22 protein-coding genes are annotated in these 23,227 nt (G+C 60.4%); 9 read left to right on the top strand and 13 right to left on the bottom strand.

What is annotated here, in order from left to right; all coding sequences use genetic code 11:
• The first annotated feature begins 233 nt into the window (after nucleotides 1-233).
• Both CXK96_RS03905 and CXK96_RS03900 read left to right on the top strand, forming a co-directional pair.
• Nucleotides 234-1,469, top strand: a complete 1,236-nt coding sequence (locus tag CXK96_RS03905) for an ABC transporter substrate-binding protein (RefSeq protein WP_102835187.1) — start codon at nucleotides 234-236, stop codon at nucleotides 1,467-1,469.
• Between the two features lie 188 nt (nucleotides 1,470-1,657).
• On the top strand, nucleotides 1,658-2,857 hold the full coding sequence (locus CXK96_RS03900) for an MFS transporter (protein WP_102835186.1): 1,200 nt from the start codon (nucleotides 1,658-1,660) through the stop codon (nucleotides 2,855-2,857).
• Nucleotides 2,858-2,912: 55 nt separating this feature from the next.
• On the opposite strand, the gene CXK96_RS03895 is transcribed toward CXK96_RS03900, so the two are convergent.
• The 8 genes from CXK96_RS03895 to CXK96_RS20800 form a co-directional block, all read right to left on the bottom strand.
• Nucleotides 2,913-3,602 (bottom strand): response regulator, encoded by a 690-nt coding sequence (locus tag CXK96_RS03895; protein WP_102835185.1) that lies wholly within the window; start codon nucleotides 3,600-3,602, stop codon nucleotides 2,913-2,915.
• The gene (locus tag CXK96_RS03890; protein WP_102835184.1) at nucleotides 3,599-6,253 is read right to left on the bottom strand and encodes a sensor histidine kinase; all 2,655 of its coding nucleotides are present in this window, start codon (nucleotides 6,251-6,253) and stop codon (nucleotides 3,599-3,601) included. The genes CXK96_RS03895 and CXK96_RS03890 overlap by 4 nt, the downstream gene beginning before the upstream one ends.
• 5 nt (nucleotides 6,254-6,258) lie before the next feature.
• Nucleotides 6,259-7,785 (bottom strand): HAD-IC family P-type ATPase, encoded by a 1,527-nt coding sequence (locus tag CXK96_RS03885; RefSeq protein WP_146030690.1) that lies wholly within the window; start codon nucleotides 7,783-7,785, stop codon nucleotides 6,259-6,261.
• Nucleotides 7,786-7,796: 11 nt separating this feature from the next.
• Nucleotides 7,797-9,494 (bottom strand): potassium-transporting ATPase subunit KdpA, encoded by a 1,698-nt coding sequence (kdpA, locus tag CXK96_RS03880; protein WP_102835183.1) that lies wholly within the window; start codon nucleotides 9,492-9,494, stop codon nucleotides 7,797-7,799.
• An 8-nt stretch (nucleotides 9,495-9,502) separates the two neighbouring features.
• Nucleotides 9,503-9,592 (bottom strand): K(+)-transporting ATPase subunit F, encoded by a 90-nt coding sequence (gene kdpF / locus CXK96_RS03875; RefSeq protein ID WP_063880480.1) that lies wholly within the window; start codon nucleotides 9,590-9,592, stop codon nucleotides 9,503-9,505.
• Between the two features lie 263 nt (nucleotides 9,593-9,855).
• A complete protein-coding gene (locus CXK96_RS03870) occupies nucleotides 9,856-10,755 on the bottom strand; it encodes a substrate-binding periplasmic protein (RefSeq protein ID WP_102835499.1) in 900 nt (299 codons plus the stop codon).
• Nucleotides 10,756-10,760: 5 nt separating this feature from the next.
• Complete coding sequence (gene pedF, locus CXK96_RS03865) at nucleotides 10,761-11,198, bottom strand: cytochrome c-550 PedF (protein WP_102835182.1); 438 nt, start codon at nucleotides 11,196-11,198, stop codon at nucleotides 10,761-10,763.
• Between the two features lie 43 nt (nucleotides 11,199-11,241).
• Entirely contained in the window at nucleotides 11,242-11,511 is a 270-nt protein-coding gene (locus CXK96_RS20800; RefSeq protein ID WP_146030689.1) for a hypothetical protein, read from the bottom strand.
• A gap of 12 nt (nucleotides 11,512-11,523) precedes the next feature.
• Between CXK96_RS20800 and exaA the strand changes: the two genes are divergently transcribed.
• The 4 genes from exaA to CXK96_RS03845 all read left to right on the top strand — a co-directional run bounded on the left by exaA (nucleotide 11,524) and on the right by CXK96_RS03845 (nucleotide 15,576).
• Nucleotides 11,524-13,383, top strand: coding sequence for a quinoprotein ethanol dehydrogenase (gene exaA, locus CXK96_RS03860; protein ID WP_102835181.1), 1,860 nt, complete (start codon nucleotides 11,524-11,526; stop codon nucleotides 13,381-13,383).
• Between the two features lie 145 nt (nucleotides 13,384-13,528).
• Nucleotides 13,529-14,179, top strand: coding sequence for a pentapeptide repeat-containing protein (locus CXK96_RS03855; protein ID WP_102835180.1), 651 nt, complete (start codon nucleotides 13,529-13,531; stop codon nucleotides 14,177-14,179).
• Nucleotides 14,180-14,195: 16 nt separating this feature from the next.
• Entirely contained in the window at nucleotides 14,196-14,930 is a 735-nt protein-coding gene (locus CXK96_RS03850) for a 3'-5' exonuclease (RefSeq protein ID WP_336442433.1), read from the top strand.
• A gap of 106 nt (nucleotides 14,931-15,036) precedes the next feature.
• Nucleotides 15,037-15,576 carry a DUF421 domain-containing protein gene (locus CXK96_RS03845; protein ID WP_102835178.1) on the top strand — a complete coding sequence of 180 codons (540 nt, stop codon included), beginning with the start codon at nucleotides 15,037-15,039 and terminating at the stop codon, nucleotides 15,574-15,576.
• 16 nt (nucleotides 15,577-15,592) lie between these two features.
• Here the strand turns inward: CXK96_RS03845 and CXK96_RS03840 are convergent, their stop codons facing one another.
• Nucleotides 15,593-16,588, bottom strand: a complete 996-nt coding sequence (locus CXK96_RS03840; RefSeq protein ID WP_102835177.1) for a potassium channel family protein — start codon at nucleotides 16,586-16,588, stop codon at nucleotides 15,593-15,595.
• Nucleotides 16,589-16,801: 213 nt separating this feature from the next.
• Between CXK96_RS03840 and CXK96_RS03835 the strand changes: the two genes are divergently transcribed.
• The gene (locus tag CXK96_RS03835) at nucleotides 16,802-18,487 is read left to right on the top strand and encodes a histidine kinase N-terminal 7TM domain-containing diguanylate cyclase (protein WP_102835176.1); all 1,686 of its coding nucleotides are present in this window, start codon (nucleotides 16,802-16,804) and stop codon (nucleotides 18,485-18,487) included.
• On the opposite strand, the gene CXK96_RS03830 is transcribed toward CXK96_RS03835, so the two are convergent.
• The 4 genes from CXK96_RS03830 to CXK96_RS03815 form a co-directional block, all read right to left on the bottom strand.
• The gene (locus CXK96_RS03830; RefSeq protein ID WP_102835175.1) at nucleotides 18,462-18,779 is read right to left on the bottom strand and encodes an EthD family reductase; all 318 of its coding nucleotides are present in this window, start codon (nucleotides 18,777-18,779) and stop codon (nucleotides 18,462-18,464) included. The two genes, CXK96_RS03835 and CXK96_RS03830, sit on opposite strands and share 26 nt — an antisense overlap.
• A gap of 200 nt (nucleotides 18,780-18,979) precedes the next feature.
• Nucleotides 18,980-19,633, bottom strand: a complete 654-nt coding sequence (locus tag CXK96_RS03825; RefSeq protein WP_019339033.1) for a response regulator — start codon at nucleotides 19,631-19,633, stop codon at nucleotides 18,980-18,982.
• Nucleotides 19,614-20,897, bottom strand: coding sequence for a HAMP domain-containing sensor histidine kinase (locus CXK96_RS03820; protein ID WP_102835174.1), 1,284 nt, complete (start codon nucleotides 20,895-20,897; stop codon nucleotides 19,614-19,616). Before CXK96_RS03820 ends, CXK96_RS03825 begins: the two co-directional genes overlap by 20 nt.
• Before the next feature lie 36 nt (nucleotides 20,898-20,933).
• A complete protein-coding gene (locus tag CXK96_RS03815) occupies nucleotides 20,934-21,371 on the bottom strand; it encodes a copper-binding protein (RefSeq protein ID WP_019339031.1) in 438 nt (145 codons plus the stop codon).
• A gap of 152 nt (nucleotides 21,372-21,523) precedes the next feature.
• Here CXK96_RS03815 and CXK96_RS03810 point away from each other — a divergent pair, with 152 nt between their 5' ends.
• Nucleotides 21,524-22,714: an ABC transporter substrate-binding protein gene (locus tag CXK96_RS03810; RefSeq protein ID WP_102835173.1), complete on the top strand. Its 1,191-nt coding sequence runs from the start codon at nucleotides 21,524-21,526 to the stop codon at nucleotides 22,712-22,714.
• Complete coding sequence (locus CXK96_RS03805) at nucleotides 22,714-23,205, top strand: tetratricopeptide repeat protein (RefSeq protein ID WP_102835172.1); 492 nt, start codon at nucleotides 22,714-22,716, stop codon at nucleotides 23,203-23,205. Before CXK96_RS03810 ends, CXK96_RS03805 begins: the two co-directional genes overlap by 1 nt.
• Nucleotides 23,206-23,227 lie beyond the last annotated feature (22 nt).

Below are 23,227 nucleotides of genomic sequence, written 5' to 3'. Positions count from 1 at the left end.
TCTAGTAGCGATTCTTGGATCTAGCCGCTCCTGCAACAATTACACGCAGTACCGATTTTTCTCCTCCCTTGGTAGCAATACTCGCCGTAGGCCACGCCATCCGTGCATCGTGATGGCAGAGCCGGACGACCACACCGGCACCGAAGTTGGGGCCGGTGTGCCCGAAAAGACAATTTCTCGCGCCGAGTTCGAGGCTTACAACGGACGCCCCTCTGCTCACAAGGACACGAGCCATGCGCCGCCTCATCATCTGCAGCATCCTGTTGGCATTGGCTGCCACCGCCAACGCCGCTCAGCCAATTCGGCTGGGCTTGAATTACCCAAGCACCGGCAACTACAAGAGTGAAGGTCTTGAGCTGCGCCGCGGCGCCCTCCTCGCCATCGAGACCATCAACCAACAGGGCGGCGTGCTGGGTAGACCGCTCGAGCTGATCAGCCGCAACTCAGCCGCCCGTGAAGAAAAGGCGCGGGCCAACATCGACAAGTTTGCCGCCCAAGGTGCCTCGATGGCCTTTGGCGGTGCCACCAGCGAGGAGGCCATAGCCGCCGGCCAGCGCGCCCGCGAGCTGGGCATGTTGTTCTTCCCTACGCTGGGTTACGCCAACGCAATCACCGGGCACGACGGCCAGCGCTATCTGTTCCGTGAAACCAACAGTGCCTTGATGAGTGCACGCGTGCTAGGCGAGTACCTGAGCTGGCATCTGCCGAACCGTCGCTACCACTACGTCAGCCTCGACGACACCTGGGGCCACAGCATGGAGCAGGCACTGCGCGAAGCCACCCGCAGCCGGGACCGAGCCCGCCATGGTTTCTCGCGCATCAGTGCCAGGGGCGCACACCATGAGGAGTATCGCGCCGCGCTGAAGAAGGCCGCGGCCAGTGACGCCGATGTATTGGTCGTTATCCTGCTCGGCCAGGATCTGGTGCAGACCATGCGTCTGGCGCATGACCTCAAGCTCGACCAGCGGATGCAGATCATCGTGCCCAACCTGACCGGCAGCATCGTCGAGCAGGCAGGCCCACAGGTGATGGAGCACGTCATTGGCACGGCAGCCTGGACCTGGCGCGTCCCGGCCCTGGTCAAAAGCGAACAGGGGCAGGCTTTCGTCGAAGCCTTTATCGCCCAGCATCAGCGCTACCCCGACAGTACAGCCGCATCCGCCTTCGCCATCGTTCAGCAATGGGCTGAGGCGGTACAGCGTGCAGGCAGCCTGCACAGCGAAAAAGTCATCAAGGCGCTGGAAGACCATCACTACAGCCTGCTCAAGGACGAACAGTACTGGCGCAGCTTCGACCATCAGAATGTTCAGAGCATCTACGCTGTCCGGGTCCGATCGCGTGATGAGATCATGCAGGACAGGTTCAAGCAGGATTACTTCACCATCATCCATCGCATGGATGGCGAAGCGGCAGCCCCAAGCCTCGATGATTGGCACGAGGAGCGCGGTGACGAGCTGATCTTGCGCTAGGCACTGCGTTGCGCAAGGGAACACCACAGATTGAACGCCGGGCTCATGGGTCGTTAATCACCGAACGAATGAATGCCCGGAGTTCACTTCGAGCCGATACAGTAGGCGCCTAATGATCAGGGCGTTCATGTCCCCATGCGGGGCAGCGCTGAAATGACGCCATTCTCACGTCAAATCGGGCTTTATCAATGAAACAAACGTGGTCCCCTTTTCCCTGGGTGTGCTTCGCCATGTGCGTCGGTGTCATGGGCACAGCGCTCATCTCGCCGCTGTACCCGCTGTACAAGCAGGCGTGGCAGCTTCGTACCAGCGATATATCGCTGATTTACATCATCTATATGGCAGGGGCGCTTTTCGGGCTGTTGTTCATGGGCCGCCTGTCCGACACCCTGGGCTTTCGCAAGGTCATGCTCAGTGGCTTGCTGCTCGGCTGGGCTGGGACGCTGGTGACGATGCTGGCGTGGAACCTGCCGAGTCTCAACATCGGCCGTTTTGCGGTCGGTCTTTCTTCAAGCCTGATCGTGACCAGCGCGTCAGTGGGCCTGGTGCAGATTTCCCGTGATGGCGCGTCGCAGCGGATATCGATGATCACCAGCTTCCTGCTTGCCTTGGGTTTCGGCCTTGGCCCGCTTACTGGCGGCGTCATTGGCCAGTGGTTCGCGCACCCGCTGAAAACCACCTACATCCCGTCCTTGATCCTCGGCGTGCTGGGTGTCTACGCCTTGATGCGGGTGCAGCTCAAGCCGCATCCAGAGTTCAGCGCAGCCGCCCCACTGGGTTTACGTACGTTCATTCCGCGGCTGACCTGGGCCTCACGCCAGGATTCGCTGGCGTTTCTGCTGACCTGTGTGTGCCCTTTTTTCGCCTTTGGCGTGTTCGGGATCTACGCGTCGATGGCCCCGCTGTTTCTGGAGAAGATGCTGCCCTGGCATGGCCCGGTGGTGAGCGGCACCTCCATTGGCGTCATCCTGCTCGCTTCCGCCATGATGCAACTGGCCTGCGCGCGGATGAGTCTGCGCTGGTGCGGACTGCTCGGTCTGTTGTCAGTGGTGTTGAGTAACGCAATGCTCGTACTCAACTTCACGGCCGGCTCGTCGCTGGTGTTCATCATCGGGGTCTGCGCTGCTGCTGCGGGCCATGGAATGTGCCTGTTGGCCGGTATCAGCATGGTCAACCGTATTGCCAGCCCTGCCGAGCGCTCGGGGCTGATTTCGACCTACCTGGTGTGCGGCTACGTTGGCAGCATCGTGCCCTTGCTCGGCGTCGGCTGGGTCGCCGATCACTACGGGCTGCCTGTTGCGATCAGCTTGCTGGGCTGGATGGTGGTAGCACTCGCTACGCCACTGGCCGTGTGGTTTTTCCGGCATCCGCGAATGCAGCCAGCCTGAACGGCGCTGCGAACCGACACCCAGGCCAACGAGTTTGAGATGTAACCCGGAACGCCTAGTCCGTGACCAGGCGGTAGCCCACTCCCGCCTCGGTAATGATGAACCGCGGCGCGGACGGGTCATCGCCGAGCTTGCGCCGCAAATGGCCGACAACCACGCGCAGGTAATGGGTATCGCCGCTGTGGCTGGGGCCCCATATGTCCTTGAGCAGCTGCTGCTGCGTGACGACCCGGCCTGTGTGCTGGGCAAGCTCAGCCAGTACCGCGTACTCCTTGCGGGTCAGGCTGATCTCCTGCCCGTCCAGGCTAACCCGTCGGTACGCGAAGTCGATGCATAGCGGACCTGACATCGCCTGCGCCGGCCCGCTCGATGCCCCCTGGTTCTGACGCAGCAGTGCACGGACCCGAGCGAGGAACTCCTGGATGCCGAATGGTTTGGTCACGTAGTCATTCGCTCCGCCATCGAGCGCCATGACCTTCTCGGTCTCGCTCGACCGTACCGACAGTACGATCACCGGCACCTGACTCCACTCGCGCAATTCGCGCAGCACGGTCTGCCCGTCCATGTCCGGGAGGCCTAGGTCGAGCACGACCAGGTCGGGTTTGTTCAAGGCTGCCGAGGCCAGACCGTCCTGACCGTCTCCACTCTCGCTCACGCGATACCCCTGCGAGCCGAGGCTGATGCGAAGGAATTTCCTGATCTGCGGCTCGTCGTCGATGATCAATATGCTGGCTTGCTGACTCACGTGAGGTCCTTTTCCATCTCAGGCTGAGGTTGTAACGGAAGCTCCAGGGTGACGCTCGCGCCTCTTCCGCCGAGCCCGTCTGCAACGAACACCCGCCCCCCATGTGCGCCGATCATGCCTTGGCAAATGGCGAGGCCGAGTCCGGTGCCCGGCCCGCCCCGATCGCCGCGCGCGGCCGTATAGAACATGTCGAAAATGCGTTCACGTTCGGCCTCGGGAACGCCTGGGCCCTCATCGCTGACGATGAAACGCAGGGTGCCGGCTCCTGTCGAGACTGCAATCTGCAGCCTGCCTTGAGGTGGAGAAAAACGGGCCGCGTTTTCCAGCACATTGACCAGCGCCTGTTCGACCAATGCAGGGTGGACGTACAAAAGCGGCAGATCATCGGGGACCAGCAGCTCAAGCCGCAGGTCTGCTAGCACACGGTGCAGGCGTTGCAGCGCACTGGCGATGATGTCGGCAGGTGTCGTCCAGTCACGGATCAGCTTCAGGCCGCCGTGACCGAGGCGCGTCATATCCAATAAATTTTGAATGTAGCGGTCAAGGCGCTCGGCTTCGTCACGCGTCGCCTCAAGCAGTTCCTGTCGATCCGCCTCACTCATGCTGTGCCCCAGACTCGCCAGGCTGTCGATCGAGCCACGCATGGCTGTAAGCGGCGTGCGCAGATCGTGGGACACGGATGCAAGTAACGCGCTGCGCAGCTCCTCGGTCTGCCCGTGCAGTCGGGCCGCCTCCAACTCCTGAGCCAGCGTGGCGCGCCCCAGTGCTTGTGCCAGGGGTTGAGCGAGCGCAGCGATCAGACGACGCTTCTGTAGCCCTGCCGTGTCTGCGCCCAGCTGGCGAATGCCTAGCAAACCCAGCGGCTGTCCATCGCCACTCAAGGGCAACCACCACCATTGCCCACTGGGCAAGGTATCGGTTCCCTTCCCCGCTGGCTGACCATGCTTGAACGCCCATTCAGCAGCCCCCCTTTCCGGCTCGGCCAGCAGCGGCTCAGCCCCGATGAACATCCATTTCCCCTGCTTGCCGCGCGTCGCGATGACGGCTTCCAGGTTCGCCACCAGTTGCAACTGGCGAACAGCGGCAGCGCCTACGGCCTGAACATCGGTGGCAGCACTCAACTGGCGCGAGAGATCGAGCAAAGCAGTGGTCTGCGCCTGAGTCTGACGCAACGCCTGAAGCTGTCGCCGTTGGCGGCTGGCAAGATTGCCCGCAAGCACCGCCATCAACAGAAAAAACATAAGCGTCAGAACGTCTTCCTGACGCGCGACGATGAACGTGAACGTCGGTGGAATGAACAGGAAATCGTAAAGAACAAACGACAGCCCCGCACATGCCAGGGCCGGCCCCAGACTGCTGCGCACGGCAACCACCAGCACGGCCGCGAGGAATACCAGCGAAATGTTAGGTAACGCGAGATAGCGGGACAACATCAGTGCCACGCCCGTGGCAGTCAGGGTCGCCAGCGCAGCAAGCAGATACTGACGCCAATCCAGAGTGGCGGTGGTTCTCACGGGTGCTGCGGCCAGTGCAGGCTCTTGGCCAAGCACACTGATCTCCAGACCGCGCCCTCCCTTGATCAGTTGCTCAGCTATCGATCGGCGCATCGAGAACTTCCAAACCCTACGGACTCGGCCGCCGCCTACCAACACGAGGGTGGCGCGACGCTCAACGGCATGCTCGATGAGCGTTCGCGCCACCCGCTCGTCACGCAACTCCACAACCTCTCCGCCAAGACGTTCGGCCAGTTGCTGGGCGGACTGGAGATAGCCGAGCTGAACCTCGCCTCGACTCGCGCCGGTGTCGACATGTACGACTGACCATGGGAGATGCCGGCGTTCAGCGACCCGGGCTGCATGCCTGACCAGTCCTTCCGCGTAGGCATCACCATCGATCCCTACCAGCAAGCGGCCCCGGACTGCCGGAGCGGTTTGACCCTGCAACCGGTGGCGTCGATGCAGGTCTGCATCCACCCGCGCCGCTGCGGTCTGCATCGCCAATTCGCGGAGCGCGGTCAGGTTGGTTTGAGTGAAGAAGGCATCGATCGCCGCACGCGCCTGTTCCGGCACGTAGACCTTACCCTCACGAAGACGCTCCAACAGCTCGCGCGGCGGCAGATCGATCAGCAGAATGTCATCGGCCTGATGAAGCACCCAGTCCGGGACCGTTTCCCTGACCTGCACACCGGTTATACCGCGCACCTGATCGTTGAGACTCTCGAGGTGCTGCACGTTGACCGTGGTGTAGACATCGATACCCGCTTCGAGCAGCTCAAGGACATCCTGCCAGCGTTTGGCATGCCGGCTGCCGGGCGCATTGCTGTGCGCCAGCTCGTCGACCAGCGCGAGACTTGGCCGCAATTGCAGCAGGCCGTCGAGGTCCATTTCGAACAGCGTCACACCTCGATACTCGCTGCGGCGCATCGGCTGTTCAGCCATTCCAACCCGCATCGCCTCGGTTTCCGCGCGACCGTGAGTCTCGACCACCCCGACCCGCACATCGCGCTCTAACTGTCGCTGGCGCTGTGCGGCCTGAAGCATCGCGTAGGTCTTGCCTACGCCAGGTGCCGCGCCGAGGAATACCTTGAGCCGCCCGCGTCCTTCGCGGGGCGCGTCATCAAGCAGGGCATCGGCACGTTGAGCATCGCTCATTCATTTCACTCGCCGGAATCAGGCTGCGGATTGTCCGCCAGGGCGAGGTTCAGAGCCAGTACGTTGACGATCGCGGGGCCTACAAGAGGCGTCGTCAGCTGCGCCTGAATCAGGCGATCCAGCGCTTGCTCAGAGACCCCTCGAGCGGCAGCGACACGGACAGCCTGAAACTTCGCGGCGGCCAAGGTGAGGTGCGGATCCAGGCCGCTGCCAGACGTCGTCACCAACTCCATCGGCACGGGCTGTTGTGCCGTGCCGTTCCACTCGCTGACGCGCTCGCGGGCCTGATCGACCAACTGCGGGTTGCTGGGGGCCAGATAACCCAGCACGGCATCGACAGCGCCTTTGCGGTAGCAGTGACCCTCATGATCCGCACCCGACAAACGGGTTTCGGCAGTGAACGGGATACCGGCCACTTCATGCCCAGCCGGCGCCTTTACCGGGTCAAGGCCGCGCAGATATTCAACGATGGATTTGCCTTCTGCCGTGTCGTCGGCCAGCGACGAGAGCAGCGCTGCCCATGAGAGCTCGGTCGATGAAACGCCTGGCGCCTTGAACATGGCCGTGCAACGACGATTGCCAAAGGTGATGGTGCCGGTCTTGTCTAGCAGCAACACCTGAACATCGCCGGCGGCCTCCACTGCCCGTCCAGACTTGGCGATGACGTTGAGCCGCACCAGCCGGTCCATGCCGGCGATCCCGATGGCAGAAAGCAGACCACCAATGGTGGTAGGAATGAGCGTGACCAGCAGCGCCACCAGGTACACCAGCGGGAGATCCCCGCCTGCGAACCGTGCAAAGGGTTGCAGCGTGGCAACCACGACAAGAAAGATCAGCGTGAGCCCGATCAGCAAAACGTCGAGCGCAACCTCGTTGGGTGTCTTCTGTCGTTTGGCGCCTTCCACCAGCGCGATCATACGGTCCAGTGTGGACTCGCCGGGATCGCTGCTGATACGCACAAGCAACCAGTCGGAGACCACGCGCGTATTGCCGGTGACCGCCGAGCGGTCGCCGCCCGATTCGCGGATAACCGGGGCCGATTCACCGGTAATCGCTGCCTCGTTGACGGCGGCGATGCCCTTGATGACTTCGCCATCGCCGGGGATCAGTTCACCGGCCTCGACTCTCACCACGTCTCCGCGGCGCAAGCTGCCGGCGGCAACGCTCCGGAACGCGCCGGTCTCCGTGCGCAAATGCGCCTCCAGCCCCTGCGATCCCGCTTTCAGGCTATCCGCGCGTGCTTTGCCGCGGCCTTCAGCCAGCGCCTCGGCAAAGTTGGCAAAGAGCACCGTGAACCACAACCAGAGTGCGATCTGTACAGCGACACCCGTGCTGACCGCCGCGTTGGGCAGCAGGCACAGCACGCTGGTCAGCACCGCGGTGAGTTCTACCACCAGCATCACCGGCGAACGTGCCAACGTCCGTGGATCAAGCTTGATGAAGGCCTGGCGCAGCGCAGGCTTGCATAACGAAGCGAAGGACGTGGCGGTGGTTTGCTCGGCACCCTCGAGTGCCGTTTGATGGACGTTCATCATGACGCTCCTCAGAAGCCTTGCAGCAAGAAATGTTCGGCGACCGGCCCGAGTGCCAGCGCAGGCAGAAACGTGAGCCCGCCGACGAGCAGAATCACCAGCGTCAGCAGGATCACGAACAGGGGCCCGTGGGTGGGGAAACTGTTTGCGTCGACCGGCGCACGGTTCTTGGCCGCAAGGCCACCGGCAATGGCAAGCACCGGCAGGATGAAACCAAAGCGGCCCAGTAGCATGGCGAACGCGATCATGAGGTTGTGGTAAGGCGTGGCCGCGCCAAACCCGGCGAAGGCCGATCCGTTGTTTCCAGTGCCGGAGGTATACGCGTAAAGAATTTGGCTGAGGCCGTGCGGCCCAGGATTGGTGATCGACTCGGCAGGACCTGAAAGACTGACGCCGAGAGCCGTGAGCACAAGAACACCCACCGGCATCACCAGCAGCGTTGCGACCAGCAGCCGAACCTCTCGCGCTTCAAGTTTCTTGCCCAGATATTCCGGCGTGCGCCCGATCATCAGACCAGCCAGGAACACCGTGATCAGCACAAACAGCAACATGCCGTACAGCCCGGCGCCGACGCCGCCAAAGATGATTTCGCCCAGCATCATATTGACCAGAGGCACCATGCCGCCCAGCGCGCTGAAGCTGTCATGCATAGCGTTGACAGAGCCATTGGACGCCGCGCTGGTTGTTGTCGCCCATAGCGCCGAGGCCGCGATACCGAGTCGGCTCTCCTTGCCCTCCATCGACCCGACCTGCTCAACCGCCAGACCGGACAGCATTGGATTCTCTTGATGCTCGGCGACCAGCGTGACGCCAAGGCCCAGGACGAACACGGTCAGCATGCAGGCAAGAATGGCCCGGCTCTGCCGCAGGTCTCGTACGTAATGGCCGAACATGAAGACCAGCGCGGTGGGAATCAAGATGATCGAGACCATCTCGAACAGGTTGCTCCAGGCGGTCGGGTTCTCGAAGGGATGCGCCGAGTTGACGCCGAAGAAGCCGCCGCCGTTGGTACCCAGTTGCTTGATTGCGATCTGGCTGGCCGCTGGCCCCAGCGGAATGGTCTGCTCGCCGCCGTGCAGCGTGACTGCCTGAACGTAACTCGCAAAACTCTGCGGCACCCCCTGCCAGACCAGAACCAGCGCAAGCACGACGCAGAACGGCAACAGGCAATAAAGCACTGCTCGGGTCAGATCGACCCAGAAATTTCCGATTGCCTTCGCCGAACGGCGTGATAGCGCGCGACAAAACACCACCAACACAGCCAGACCCACTGCCGGACTGACGAAGTTCTGCACGCCAAGGCCGACCATCTGGCTGAAATGGCTGAGCTGGGCTTCGCCGCTGTAGGCTTGCCAGTTGGTATTGGTCACGAAGCTCACAGCGGTATTGAGGGCAAGGTCCCACGCCATGCCCGGCACCGCTTGCGGGTTGAGCGGAAGCCTGGCTTGCAACATGAGCATCGTGAACAGCGATACCAGGCTCACAGCAGTCAACGCCAGTAACGCCAGGCTGTAGGTTTTCCAGTCCTGCTCGCTGTGTTCGTCAATCCCGGCGGAGCGGTAGCAGATGCGCTCGATCGGGCCGAGAACAGGCGTCAACCAAGTACGTTCACCCTCCATGGCTCGAAACAGGTAGCGTCCCAACCAAGGGGCAGGTATCAGGACCAGCGCGAAGAACGCCGCGATCATCCAGTAATCGTGAGTGTTCATTGGCTCTCCTAGCTGCGTTCGGCGCGCAGCAGCGCAACCAGGAGATAAATGAACAGGGCTATGGCCAAGGCCAGCGATAGCCCGTCGAGAAATGTCATGGGGATCAGCTCCGTAGGTCGCATAAGTGCGGTACGGAGAGTTTCAGAGCGAGGGGCGTAAAGATTCGATTGCGCCTTCAGCGCAGCGGCGTAAAGAAAGCGTATTTTTTAAACGACTCGGCTGGCTCATGCACTCGCATCGGCCTGGCCGAATGTGCTTAAGCGCAGCTTCAACCCAACACCTGGCAGCGTGCGGTTGAAGCCACCTGTACAGCGCCATGAGGACGGCGATATCAATCGAAGCAACGGTTTACCGTTGGACGTCAGTTCTCGCCCAGCTGCACCTGATACAGCTCGGGCAGTTCATAGCGCAGCCCGTAGTCGGCATAGATCGCTTCAACAGCACCGTCTTTGACCAGGCCCTCCAGCTCGCCCTCGAGCGCATAGGCCAGTTGCCGATTGGATTCGTGCACGGCCATACCCAGCTCCCAGACCTGCTTGCCCATGTTCGGATAGGCGTTTTCTGCAGGTTTGAGATGACTGTCATTGGCCTGCCCGAGCATCCAGTCGATCTCGCCGCGCATGGCCATCGTCGCGTCAACTTCTCCGGCCTGCATCGCTGCGAATGCAGCCTGTGCTGTCGGGTAGTGATGCAGCATCTTGGCGATGCTGCCGTTGAACACCGACGACAAATAGAACGAGGGAACACTCTCCACTTCAACCCCGACCGGGTGGTAGCGGAACACGGCCACACTGGAGAGATCTTCCAGGCGGCGATCGTCATAGGCCGACTGCCAGCGCTCACGCTGGTACGGACCAAACATGACCACCAGCTCGTTGATCAGCTCGCCCAGCTCGTTCTGCTTGTAGGAGAACTCGCGATCGTAGGGCACGCGCATCATCACGTCGGCCAGTACGTTCGGTCTCAGGTAATGCCCTTTCCAGATGAAGTTGCGCAGGTCGTCATCCAGCGTCTCGTCTGGCGTTACCCACAAAACTTCGATCTTTAGCCCAAGCTTGGACGCCAGTTTTTGCGCGAGGTCGAAGTCGACCCCACGCGGCTTGCCATCGGCCATGAAGCTGTAGGGTGGGAAGTTTTCATACATCGCCACCTTGAGTACGCCCGAATCGATGATGTCATCGAACGCACGCACCTTCACTACTTCCGCCTGTGCCAGCGCGCAAGCCATCAACAAGCAGAGCCCTGCAAGCAACTGGCGCATGATGATCACCGCTTGGCAGCTTCACTTTCGATGTAGGTACGGATCGCCCAGAGCGCTTCCTGGCTGAGGTAGTCGGCCATGCGCGGCATGTAGACGGCACCGTCTCGAACGGCACCGTTGATTACACGTTCCTTGAACCACTCATCACCATCGTAGTCCGCTTCAAGCTCACGCAGATCGGGTGCGATGCCGCCAGAGATTGCCTCAAGGCCATGGCAGCGCGCGCAGTTCTGGTTGTAGGCCGAGGAACCGATTTCAACAGCTTTGTCATGATCTTCGCTGGGCGCGCGGTAGGGGTTTTCATCAACCCACTCTTCGCCTAGCGGCGTCAGCCCTTTGGTTTGCACCGTTTGCGGCGTGACATCGCCATGGGCAAAGGCAAAGCCGGCGAAGCCGAGCAGACCAGCAGCAAAGAGCGCACGCAGTTCAGTTTTATTATTCATGACTACCACCGTTGAGTTCGAATACCTGAGCAAGGCAGCCCCACTAGGAGCGCATGGTGGTCATCTTGGGCATTGCGCCCGGATGGCAGAATCCTGCTTTGGTTGTCGGAGTCTCCTCCCTTGGTAGTAGGGCCTCGTGCAACACCGATGCGGCACACAGGTAGCAGGCCGAAAATACAGCCGTATTAGGAAGTTTTCCCTGAATCAGCGGGAGCTTTTCCGTATCAGCCGTCGCGGCACCGTCCCAATAATCGAATCGCCTGACCAGCCGCTCGCTGCGCAGCGAGCGGTCGGCCTCGTCCGAATCGACCAAGGGATACCAACCATGACAACAACAGCCACCCTGGGCAATAAACGCCCTCTCGCCATCGCGGTTCTGATTGGCGGTCTAGCTCTGAGCGGCTTGGCAGCTGCCAAGAACGTCACCTGGGAAGACATAGCCAACGATCACCTCTCGACCGAAAACGTATTGCAGTACGGCCTGGGTACCAACGCCCAGCGCTGGAGCCCGCTGCAACAGGTAAATGATGAAAACGTGTTCAAGCTAACGCCGGCCTGGTCGTTTTCGTTCGGTGATGAAAAGCAGCGAGGACAGGAGTCCCAGGCGATCGTGCACGATGGGGTCATCTACGTGACCGGTTCGTACTCACGCGTGTTCGCGCTCGATTCGCGTACCGGCAAACGTCTCTGGAGCTACGCCCACCGCCTGCCCGCGGACATTCGCCCCTGCTGTGACGTGGTCAATCGAGGCGCGGCGATCTATGGCGACAAGATCTACTTCGGCACGCTGGATGCCCAGGTAGTCGCCTTAAACAAGGACACTGGCAAGGTCGTCTGGAAGAAGAAGTTCGGTGACCACGGCGCGGGTTACACCATGACCGGCGCACCAACTCTGATCAAAGACCAGAAAAGCGGCAAGGTGCTGTTGATTCATGGCAGCTCGGGCGACGAATTCGGAATAGTCGGCAAGCTGTTCGCCCGCGATCCGGACACCGGCGAGGAAGTCTGGATGCGTCCCTTCGTCGAGGGCCATGTGGGTCGTCTCAACGGCAAAGACAGCACACCGACCGGGGACGTAAAGGCGCCCTCCTGGCCCGATGATCCCAATTCACCCACTGGCAAGAAGGAAGCCTGGAGCCAGGGTGGCGGCGCGCCTTGGCAGAGTGCGAGCTTCGATGCCGAGACCAACACAATTATCGTCGGTGCGGGAAACCCGGCGCCCTGGAACGGTTGGGCGCGTACCGCTGACGGCGGCGAGCCGAAAGACTACGACAGCCTCTATACCTCCGGGCAGGTCGGTGTGGACGCCACCACGGGCGAAGTGAAGTGGTTCTATCAGCACACACCGAACGATGCCTGGGACTTCTCCGGCAACAACGAGCTGGTGCTGTTCGATTACAAAAACAAGGACGGAAAAACCGTCAAGGCGACGGCCCACGCTGACCGCAATGGCTTCTTCTACGTGGTCGATCGCGAGGATGGCAAGCTGCAGAACGCCTTTCCTTTTGTCGACAACATCACCTGGGCCAGCCACATCGACCTGAAGACCGGTCGGCCTGTCGAGAACGAAGGCCAGCGCCCACCCATGCCCGAGCCAGGCGAAGCGCATGGCAAATCAGTGGAGGTTTCGCCGCCATTTCTCGGCGGCAAAAACTGGAATCCCATGGCCTACAGTCAGGACACAGGACTGTTCTACGTGCCGGCCAACCATTGGAAAGAGGACTACTGGACCGAAGAGGTCAGCTACAAGAAGGGTAATGCCTATCTCGGTCAGGGCTTTCGCATCAAGCGCATGTACGACGATCACGTCGGCATTCTTCGCGCCATGGACCCCACCACGGGCAAGGTTGCCTGGGAGCACAAGGAATCGCTGCCGCTCTGGGCGGGCGTGCTTGCCACTAAGGGCAACCTGGTATTCACCGGGACCGGTGATGGTTACCTGAAAGCCTTCAACGCCAAAACCGGCGAAGAGCTGTGGAAATTTCAGACCGGCAGCGGAATCATCGCCCCGCCCATCACCTGGGAGCAAGACGGTGAGCAATTCATCGGTGTGACCGTCGGCTACGGAGGCGCCGTACCGCTGTGGGGCGGTGACATGGCTGCACTGACCAAGCCTGTTGCGCAAGGCGGCTCGTTCTGGGCGTTCCGGATCCCGAGTTGGGACAAGCAGACCGCCAAACGCTAAGTCGAGGCTGCGCCGTGATGCGGCGCAGCCTCCCGCGCTGGACAGCTGGCGTTGCCAACTCGGTTGAACCGCAAGGGTTGGCGCTCTCCGGTTCATCGAGCCGTCACACATCAGCTGTCCATCCCCCTTCAAATACGGAGCTGTCATGAACCCGATTCTTCTTTTGCTGCCCCTTGCATTGCTCGCCAGCACCTCGTTGCTCGCTGACGACGATCAGCCAACCATCATCAATGGCTGCGTCATCCAGCCAGAAAGCAGATGCCCCAACGCCGACCTACGTAATGCCGACCTGAGCAATCAGGACATGCGCAAGATGGACCTAGGCGGTGCCAATCTGGCAGGTGCCAACCTGCGTCATGCGAATCTCGATCTGGCTAATCTGGAAAAGGCTGACCTGACCGGCGCGACCCTCACCCGCGCCAGCCTGCAACAAGCCAACCTGCGGGTGGCGAACCTCACCAATGCCCACCTGGTGGCGATTCAGGGATGGGGCCTGTTCGCTCAGGCCGCACGTTTCAACGGGGCTGACCTGACCGCGGCAAATCTCGAGTTTGCTCGTTTGAGCGGGGCGAAAATGCAGGGCGCAAATCTAACCGCCGCCAACCTTGAAATGACCTGGCTGAGCAAGGCCGATCTTGCACGCGCCACGTTGACCGACGCGAACCTACAAGAAGGCAAGTTCAACGATGCCAACCTCGCAGAGGCCACCCTGACTGGCGCGCGCCGGCACTATGCAACCTTTCAAGGTACCAATATGGATAGCTGTATCGATTGCCCTATGGATTGGGAGAAGTGAGGGATACGCATCAAATATGCGTCTGGGCGCGTTGTGCGCTAGTCTCGCCTGCATCAACGACGCCACTGCACCCCGCTGCTCTTGTCAGCGCTTGCCGGAACCCCTCATGCCCCTCATCCGTATTCCGCAGGTCGTCGAATTGGATGCCCTGCCCCGCTTCGATGGCCTTCATCTCGATCAGATCATCACACCCGAAACCCCCGCAGCGTTCAGCCAAGCCAAGGAAGAGCTGCTCGGCTGGCCGCAGGTCGGCTTCGATACCGAATCCAAACCCACCTTCAAGGTGGGTGAAGTATCGACGGGGCCGCATTTGATTCAGTTTGCCAGCCCCGAGAAAGCCTACCTGTTCAAGGTTGGCTCGGATGGCTGTAGCGAAGCCGTCAGTGCAGTGCTCCAGTCAGATCGGGTGTTGAAAGTGGGGTTCGGGCTGAGCACCGACCGCAGCCGTTTACGCAACCGCCTGGGTATCGAAATGCGGTATTTCATCGATCTGGGCACAACCCTGCGCTACCAAGGCAAAAAGGGACAGGTCGGGCTGCGCGGGGCGGTTGCGGCCGTATTGGGCTCCCGGGTGAGCAAGTCACGTAGCGTATCCACCTCGAATTGGAGCAATCGCTCACTTACGGATGCGCAAAGGCTTTATGCGGCGAATGATGCCTACGCCGCACTCATGGTCTTCCTCGCCCTGAGTGGCGATGACGAAGGTGTTTTTGAAGACCGGATTGTTGCTGGAATGCAGCTAAAGCGCTGACACGGCGACCGGCTGACGCAGCCGCTTCTGTGCACTCATCGTACCGAGCGTGCAACCCATCTATCTCAGAGGCGTCTATCAAGAACCGACTCTTGAGGATATAGATGTGGAAGGCATGTTTTTCAGCGGCTGGTCGACACTGGTCCGAACCCTGGTCATTGGCATCCTGGCTTATATAAACCTGATCGTGCTGCTACGTATTTCCGGTCGCCGCACGCTCTCCAAGATGAACGCATTCGACCTGATCGTCACAGTAGCTCTGGGGTCGACCTTCGCTACCATTTTGCTGAACCGCGATGTATCGCTCGCCGAAGGCACCTTGGCTTTAGCGCTTCTGATCGGTTTGCAGTATCTGGTCACATGGTCCAGCGTCAGAGTTGGTTGGGTACGCAAGCTCGTCACCGGCGAACCAGCACTGCTGCTGTATCAAGGGCAGATGCTCAGCAGTGCGATGCGGGTGGCTCGGGTAACTGAAGAAGAAGTTCGCTCGGCGATACGATCCAGCGGATCTTCTTCCATCGATGACGTTGAAGCGGTCGTTCTGGAAACAGATGGCAGCTTCAGTGTGATCAGCCAAGGTTCCGGCAGCCAGCGCTCGAGCCTATCCGGTGTCATGACGCCGGGTCCTAGAGACGTCGAGCTTTAGGCGAACACACTGGCCGTCAACGGCTCCGGTACACGTGGTGCCATCCCCAGCCGTCGGCGGCCAGTAACGCGCCCAACAAACGGCGCCGCTCGGGTGCGTCGAGCACGTGGTCCTGGTTCGATCTAAGCGGTATTCCGGCTTCTCCAAGTGACGCGAGATCCATGACCGGAGCCTTGGCGTGGCTATCTACGCGGCCGAGGTAATTGGCACGTTGCATCTCGAGATGCTGGTCCAACGCTGAAACGAGCATTTTGTGCTTCAGCGTATCTTGCGGCACCTCTCCAGCGACCCCTTCGAGCAACTGCAACACCTCGTGCAAGGTCGCCACGGCAGGTATGACGTTTTTCTCCGCCTGCTTGTTATGAAAGCAACGAATCACCGGATAGGCGTGATGATTAAGAGTGTGCTCAACCAGCATCTGCCGTATGTCGCTGGCGTTGTCGTAAAAGCGCGAAAAATCAGACCCGTTCCAACTGTTGACGAGGATTTCCTGCGGCGTCCGGCCCATGCTGCTGATGAGCAGACTCAGCTGGTTTTGCAGGCTGACAGCCGACAGTACCGGAACGATGTAGGTGATCGCAGCCGTGATGAAGGTCAGCCCGCAGAAGGCTGCGGCACTGGTCAGTACCCGCCAGCCATCGGCGGATGCGGAGAAGTCCCCGACGCCTAGCGTCGATAACGTGAAGCCTGCGTAATAAAACGTCTCCCACCTGTCCGCGATGAGCTTGGTAGTGTCATTAACCACCGCGCCTGGATCCGACGCGAGCATCAAAAACAGGCTGAGCCATAGACTGGCGATCCAGGTGAGTAGCGCCAGCAGCAGCACGCATTGCCCGGCATACTCCAGCAGCCGGGACTCCCCTCGCCGTCCCGCAGCGCTGAAGAAGCAGTGCCATACCATCTTGGAAACCGCGTTGGTGATCGGCCCACCGCCTCGCGTCGACAGGGTGGTTTTGATGATATCCATCGCTGTAATCAGAAAAAGCACAATTCCCAAAACAAGAAAAACCATATGGCGCGTGTTGCTCCATTGCTGAAGGATTCAGAAGTTATGAAGAATCCAGCCGCTGTTAGTTCAGCGCCGGTTTCCTCTACCGAGTAACCAACCCGGCAAGACAGGCCCAACGCCACTACAAACTTTCATGTCAGACCCAGCGCTTTGAGGTATCTTCACCCACCAAATTAGCGCTCCCACACACCTATCGAATTGCCAGAGGACGGCCCGATGTCGGCCTGTTTGAATTCAGGCTGGAGTTTTTCAGCTCCGGTGCTGATGACGCTGCTAGTCGGGCTGGGCGTCGCGGTATTGGCACGCTGGGTCCGTCATCAGCCGCAATTCGCCGGCAGTTCCGCTTTCACGCTGATGCATCTGGCCATCCTCTGGTGGCTCGGCGCCGCTGCCTTGGAAATGAGTGTCCACCAGCAGAGTTGCAAGATGTTCTGGGCAGGCATGGCTTGGCCCGCCATTCTCGGCGTCCCGACGTTCTGGTCGGTGTTTCTCTGGCAATACGTCAACAGTATTCGCAGCCCCCTCAGACCGCTCACCATTACGGCCTTGATGGCAATGCCAGTGGTGTTCTGGTTGTTGGCACTGAGTAATCCCTGGCATCTCCTGTTTTACGGTGCGGCGAGCGCGCCAATTTCATCAGCGCCAAACGCTCCGATTGCCTATCAGCACGGGGCGCTGTTCTATCTGGCAGCAGCTTACGGCTACCCCTTCATGATTTTCTGCATGGGTATCACGCTGCGCGCAGCCGCCCTCAGCAGCGGCCTCCATCGACGGCACTACCTGGTGTTCCTGGTGCTGACTACGATCCCATGGGGCGCCAATATCAGTTATGTCGCGTTCGATTGGACAGTGTTCGGCTTTGATCCGACGCCATTCAGCTTCGCATTAACCATCGCCGGCTTTGGCTGGTTAATCAGCGGGCTGCGTCTGTTCGATCTGTTACCGGTGGCGCGCCACTTGCTGCTCGACGCATTGATCGACCCGGTGCTGGTGATCGATCCGCAACGCCGTGTTATCGAGGCCAACCCAGCCGCACTTCGCATGGCAAATCTGAAGAAGGACTGGCATGGCCGCGCCCTTTCGCAATGGCCATACATAGGCGAAATGCTGGACGGCATATCGCAACGGTCGGTGCTGGAAGAGTCACCCCAGCTTTTAAGCGTTGCCGCACGAAAACAGCACTTCGAGGTGCGTGTTCAGACAATCTCACGCACAACACGGGAAGGACCGGTGACCCTAGGCCAGATGCTCTACCTGCGCGATATCACAGAGTTTCAGCGCAGCCAGCAGCAGTTGGCCGAAGCGCTGGCGTTGAGCAAGCAGCAGTTGGCGACCATCTCGGACTTGCATGAAACCCTGCAAAATCAGGCACTGCGCGACCCGCTGACGGGGCTCTACAACCGCCGTTACCTGGATGATTTCTTTGCCCGTGAACTGGCTCGAGCGCAGCGTGATAACGCAGCCATCACCTTGGCCATGGTTGACCTTGACCATTTCAAGCTGCTGAACGATACCCACGGCCACGGGGTGGGAGACGATGCCTTGAAGGGCGTGGCGGCATTTCTATTGGGCGAACTGCGCAACACCGATGCGGCATTTCGTATCGGCGGCGAGGAGTTTTTGCTGATGTTGCCGCGCACGCAGCCGACAGAAGCCTTGGCAAAGCTGACGCGACTCTGTCGGCAATTCGCGGCTCAACCGCTGGAAACGCGTGCAGGACCTCTGCAGCTGACCATGTCGATCGGCGTAGCGCACTGCCCATCGCAAGCCAGCGACCTGGACGGCCTCATGCAGCAGGCCGACAGGCAGCTTTATCTGGCCAAGGGCAACGGGCGGAACCAGGTTATGGCGATGCCCGAGTTGATCGACGCAGCGGTCAGTGCCCGACCACTACCTCACTGATCTGCCGGACCGGCGTCAGGTCGGTGTAGTTGGCAATGTCGGCCACGATCTCTTCGGCATGCGGAGCAATGCCAGCTTGGAAAGCCTCTAACGAATCGCTAAAAATGTGACACATCGCGACATACGGCGCCGGTTCGTCAGGAGTGCGTCCGCAGATGGCCTTATCAATGGTGTAGTAAAGGCAGGCATCGCCCATGCGGGCCTTGAGAAGCGGTAGGTGCTTGTCGCGGTAGTAATCGTGATCGAACCTCGCGCCGGGGGTGTTGGGGTACATCACGCTGACTTTGATCATGGTTATCTGCCTATATGGGGACGTAACGCGTTCAGGACCCTTGCTCGATTGCAACCGTTGCGTGTGCAGTATCAACGTTCAGACACGACGCCACGAGGGTCAGCATCTGACAAGCTGCGATGCCCAACGTTTTGCACAAAGAGCCGTCAGTTCGCACTGCCGCCGACAAAGGCGACGTCATCAAACCCCGGCCTACCGAGCTAACCGGCTGCACGATCACCCAGCCGCAGAATACCGGTATCGATGGCCAGATGAACCAGCTCGGCATGGGAGCTGACCTGCAGCTTGCTCTTGAGTAGCGTCAGGTAGTTGGAAACCGTCTTGCCACTGATGCAAAGCCGTTCGGCGATCAGCCTCGTTGGGGTGCCCTTGGCGAGCATCACGAAGATTTCAAATTCACGCTGGGTCATCCCTTGCAAACGTGGATCCAGCGCATTGGCAGTCGCCGGGTTGCGTGCCAATTGAGTGGCCAGCGGCTGTTCGATATAGGCATAACCAGCCAAGGTTCGGCGTACCGCATCCAGCAACACATCCGGCGACGAACTCTTGGTGATATAGCCGGCGGCCCCGGCATCCAGTGCCTGTCGTACCAGGGGCAGTTCGTCGTGCATGCTAAAGAACAGCACGCGCAGTTGTGGCAGCCGCTGCAACAGACGCCGGGTGGTTTCGACGCCGCTGATGCCGGGTAGCCCCACATCCATGATCACCAGACTTGGGGAAGCCTCCTGAGCTTTGGCCAGGGCCTCCTCGCCGTCGCAGGCCTCAATGACCTGAACTTCGGGTAGCAAGGCGCGTAGCAGCGCAGCGTAGCCCTGGCGGACCACAGCGTGATCGTCAACGAGAAGGATCTTCATTGGAGCATGACTCCCTGATCGGAATGTCCAGATAAACCACCCAGCCGTAACCTACTCGCCTGCACGCGATCAACCGGCCATCCAGCGCCCGCGCACGCTCATGCATCGAGCGCAGGCCAATGCCCGGCCGTCCGGGTGCGCCGTGGCCGTGGCCATTGTCACGGACAAGCAGCCTCAGTCGACCGCCGTTCATGCGCAGGCGGATGAACACGAAGCTGGCGCAGGCATGCTTGGCCACGTTTGTGAGCGATTCCTGCAGCAACCGGTACAGCTGTTCTTTCTTGCTCAGCGGAAGACAAGGAATGCGCCGGTCGATCTGCACGCGCAGCTCGATCCCTTGCGCGCTTTGCCACTGCTCGGCCAGCAACTGTATTGCTTCAGGCAACTCCAAATGGTCGAGCATCACGGGATAGAGCTCGCGCGTCAGCCTGCGAAAACCGTCCTGCAACTGTTCACAGTGATCATCCAGAGTGCGTGCCGTTGTGCTGACGAGCTGCGGCTGGTCTTTTATCGCCTGTAGCAGGCAGGCCTGGGCGCGGATACCGGCCAGGTATTGTCCAAGGTCGTCATGCAGCGCCTGAGCAAGCTGTGTGCGCTCCCGCTCCTGCAGCTCCAGCAACGAGCGCGTCAGGTCATCGTTTTCCTGCCGGGTGTACTCCAAGGCGCTGACCATGCGGTTGAAATGCCCGGAGAGCTGCCCTGCCTCCAGCAGGGAGTGGCTCGGCAGACGCGTATCGAGGCGGCCTTGGGAAACTTGGCCAAAGGCTGCAAGCAATTCGTTCAGCACGCCGAGCGCCGGCCGGACAGCCCACCGGATCGCCAGCAGGCTCAGCAATAACGCACTGCCAAACCATACCAATAGCTGTACCAGCGAATCCTCTACCTCCTCGATTTCGTCTCGTGGGTCTACGCTCAATTGCAAGGTCCGACCTTCAGGCATCTGTACTGTCAGGGGCGCGGGCAACTCGGCGGGATACAACAGGGTCTCGAGCAAGGTGCTTCGCTGTGGGCGGATCTCACGGCTCGGAACGCCCGGGCCCAACCAGCGAACCTGCACATGCCGCAAATGACGCGTCAGCTCAGGTTGGAGTGCAGCGGGATCGCGTTCCGCTATATCGCCGAGATAGCTAAGTACGGCACCCGCCGCAGCCAGTTCACGGCCTACGTCTTGGCTCGCCTGACGCAGCAGTACGGCCAAGCAGACGGCCGCAACCAGGCTAAAAAACAGCGAGACCAGCAGGCTGATACGCCAGAGTGCTGACATGTTCAATGTCCGCTTCAAGAGCAGCAGGTTGCTGTGCTACTTGACCACGAAGCTCCCTTCCATGCCCTTGTTCTGCAGCCCTTTGCAATAGAAGGGGAAACGCCCGGGCTTGATCGGCAGGAAGAAAATTTCCGCCTCGCCCGCTTCTTCGAACTCCAGTTCGACGAGCGTCACAGCTTTGATCTCCACTCCGCCGGCCTCGACCTTGCGCAGGAAGATGGCCTGTGAAAACTCAGGGGCCTGAAAAGCACACTCTTTCTGGCCATCGGCGATGACTTTGAGTTGATAGGCGACGCCGGTTTCCAGCTGGTATTCCTTCTGGGAAACCGCGTAATCGCTTTCTTCGGAGCCAAACCTGAGATCGGGCAGCGATTGTGTACGACGGGTAAGGTCACCGGCGGCAAGCACCTGATCGAAGCCGATCAGGCTGGCGATCAGCAAGAGGTGAAGTGTTAGCGCTTTGAATGGAGGCATGGGGCTTCTCGTTTTTGTTATGGATGGCTTCATGCTAGAGGTGCTTGCCAGGGTCCGGTTTACTACCTTGGTACACAGCAGCTGGTACTTTCTGCATATTTCCCCGCGCCGATAGGCTTCCTATGCTGACCGCAACGCCATAGGAGTCGTCCATGTGCCCTCTTTTGTATCGTACCGGTTGCTTGATCGCCCTTGCCTGCTGCGCCGTTTTCGCCAGTACTGCAGGCGCGGCGGGGCCAGAACTCTCGGCGCGCATCGGTTACCTCGGTTACCGCCCGGACCCAGGCCCGCTGCTATCGAATGTGATACCTGAGCCGGTTGACGCGGGCTTGAGCGGCGCCGAGCTGGCCATTACCGACAGCAACAGCACCGGTCGTTTTCTCAAGCACAGCTACACCCTGGACCGCGTCACGGCTGAAACTCCAGAGCAGCTACTGGACGAGGCCCAACAGCTACATGATCAGGGTGTGCGCCTGTTTGTGGTGAACGCTCCCGCGCAGAGCCTGGAAACGCTGGCCGGGGCCATGCCGGACAGTCTGCTGATCAACGCCGGCAGTCCCGATGATGAGCTGCGAACGTCACGTTGCCTCGGTAACGTGCTGCACACCCTGCCAAGCCGCAGCATGTTGGCCGACGCGCTGGGGCAGTTCCTCGCCGTGCGCCGCTGGAATCGCTGGCTGTTGATCAGCGGGCCGACTGAAGAGGATCAGGCCTATGCCGAGGCGCTCAAGCGGGCAGCCAAACGCTTCGGTCACAAGATCATCGAGGAAAAACCCTGGTCGTTCGATAACGACCAGCGGCGCACAGCCCAAGCCGACATGCCTCTGTTCACCCAAGCTGGCGAATACGACTTGATCGTGGTTGCCGATGAGCGCGGCGATTTCGGTGAATATGTGCCCTATCACACCTGGTTGCCGCGGCCGGTTGTGGGCACACAGGGCCTGACCCCGACCGGCTGGCACAAGACGGTCGAAACCTACGGGGCGGCGCAGCTGCAGAAGCGCTTCGAAGCCCATGCCAATCGCTGGATGAATGACCGCGACTTTGCCGCCTGGATCGGGGTGCGCAGCCTGGCCACTGCAATCACCAAGCTCGGAACCACGGACCCACTGGCAATCCGCCAAATATCGCTGAGCGAGTCGCTGCCGGTCGATGGGTTCAAGGGCCGCAAGTTGACGTTCCGGCCCTGGAGCGGCCAGCTGCGGCAACCAGTTCCGTTGGTGCATCCGCGAGGGCTGGTCAGCAATTCGCCCCAGGATGGCTTCCTGCACCCCACCAGCGAGCTGGACACCTTGGGCTTCGATCGGCCAGAGAGCCAGTGCCGGCTGAGCGAGGCGACGTAATGAAGCTCAACCACCTGGCGCTGCTGAGCCTGCTCCTGACCACACCAGCGACCTTCGCCCAGACCAGTGACCTGAGCTACGAAAGCTATGTGGACAGCGACAAGCGCATCAAATGCCTCTACGGCTATGCCGCCGAAAAGACCGGTGATCATGAGTCGGCGATCAAGATTTTCGAAGACTGCGTCGAGCGCTGGAACGATGTGTACTCGATGATCTGGTTTGCCCAGATGTACGAATCCGGCGCCGGCATGGAGGTGGATCTAGCAAAGGCCGCGGCGCTCGTGAAGCGCGGCGCAGAGCAGCCCGACGATGTCGCCTACGTCAGCCTTGCGCGCTATCACTACGGGGTCGCGCTGGCGGAAGGCCGTGGCATCAGAAAAGACTTACAAGCCGCTCGCGTCTGGCTGCAAAGCGCCGCAAAAGGGGGCCAGAGCGAGGCCGATGACTATCTGTCGCGACTGGATCAGTCATCCGCTTCGAGCGCCCGTTAATTGCACCCATACAACAAAAAGA

The organism is Stutzerimonas stutzeri (assembly GCF_002890895.1).
Lineage (GTDB): Bacteria > Pseudomonadota > Gammaproteobacteria > Pseudomonadales > Pseudomonadaceae > Stutzerimonas > Stutzerimonas stutzeri_AB.
Note: the sequence above shows the minus strand (reverse complement) of the source record. Positions and strands in the feature narration are given on the sequence as shown.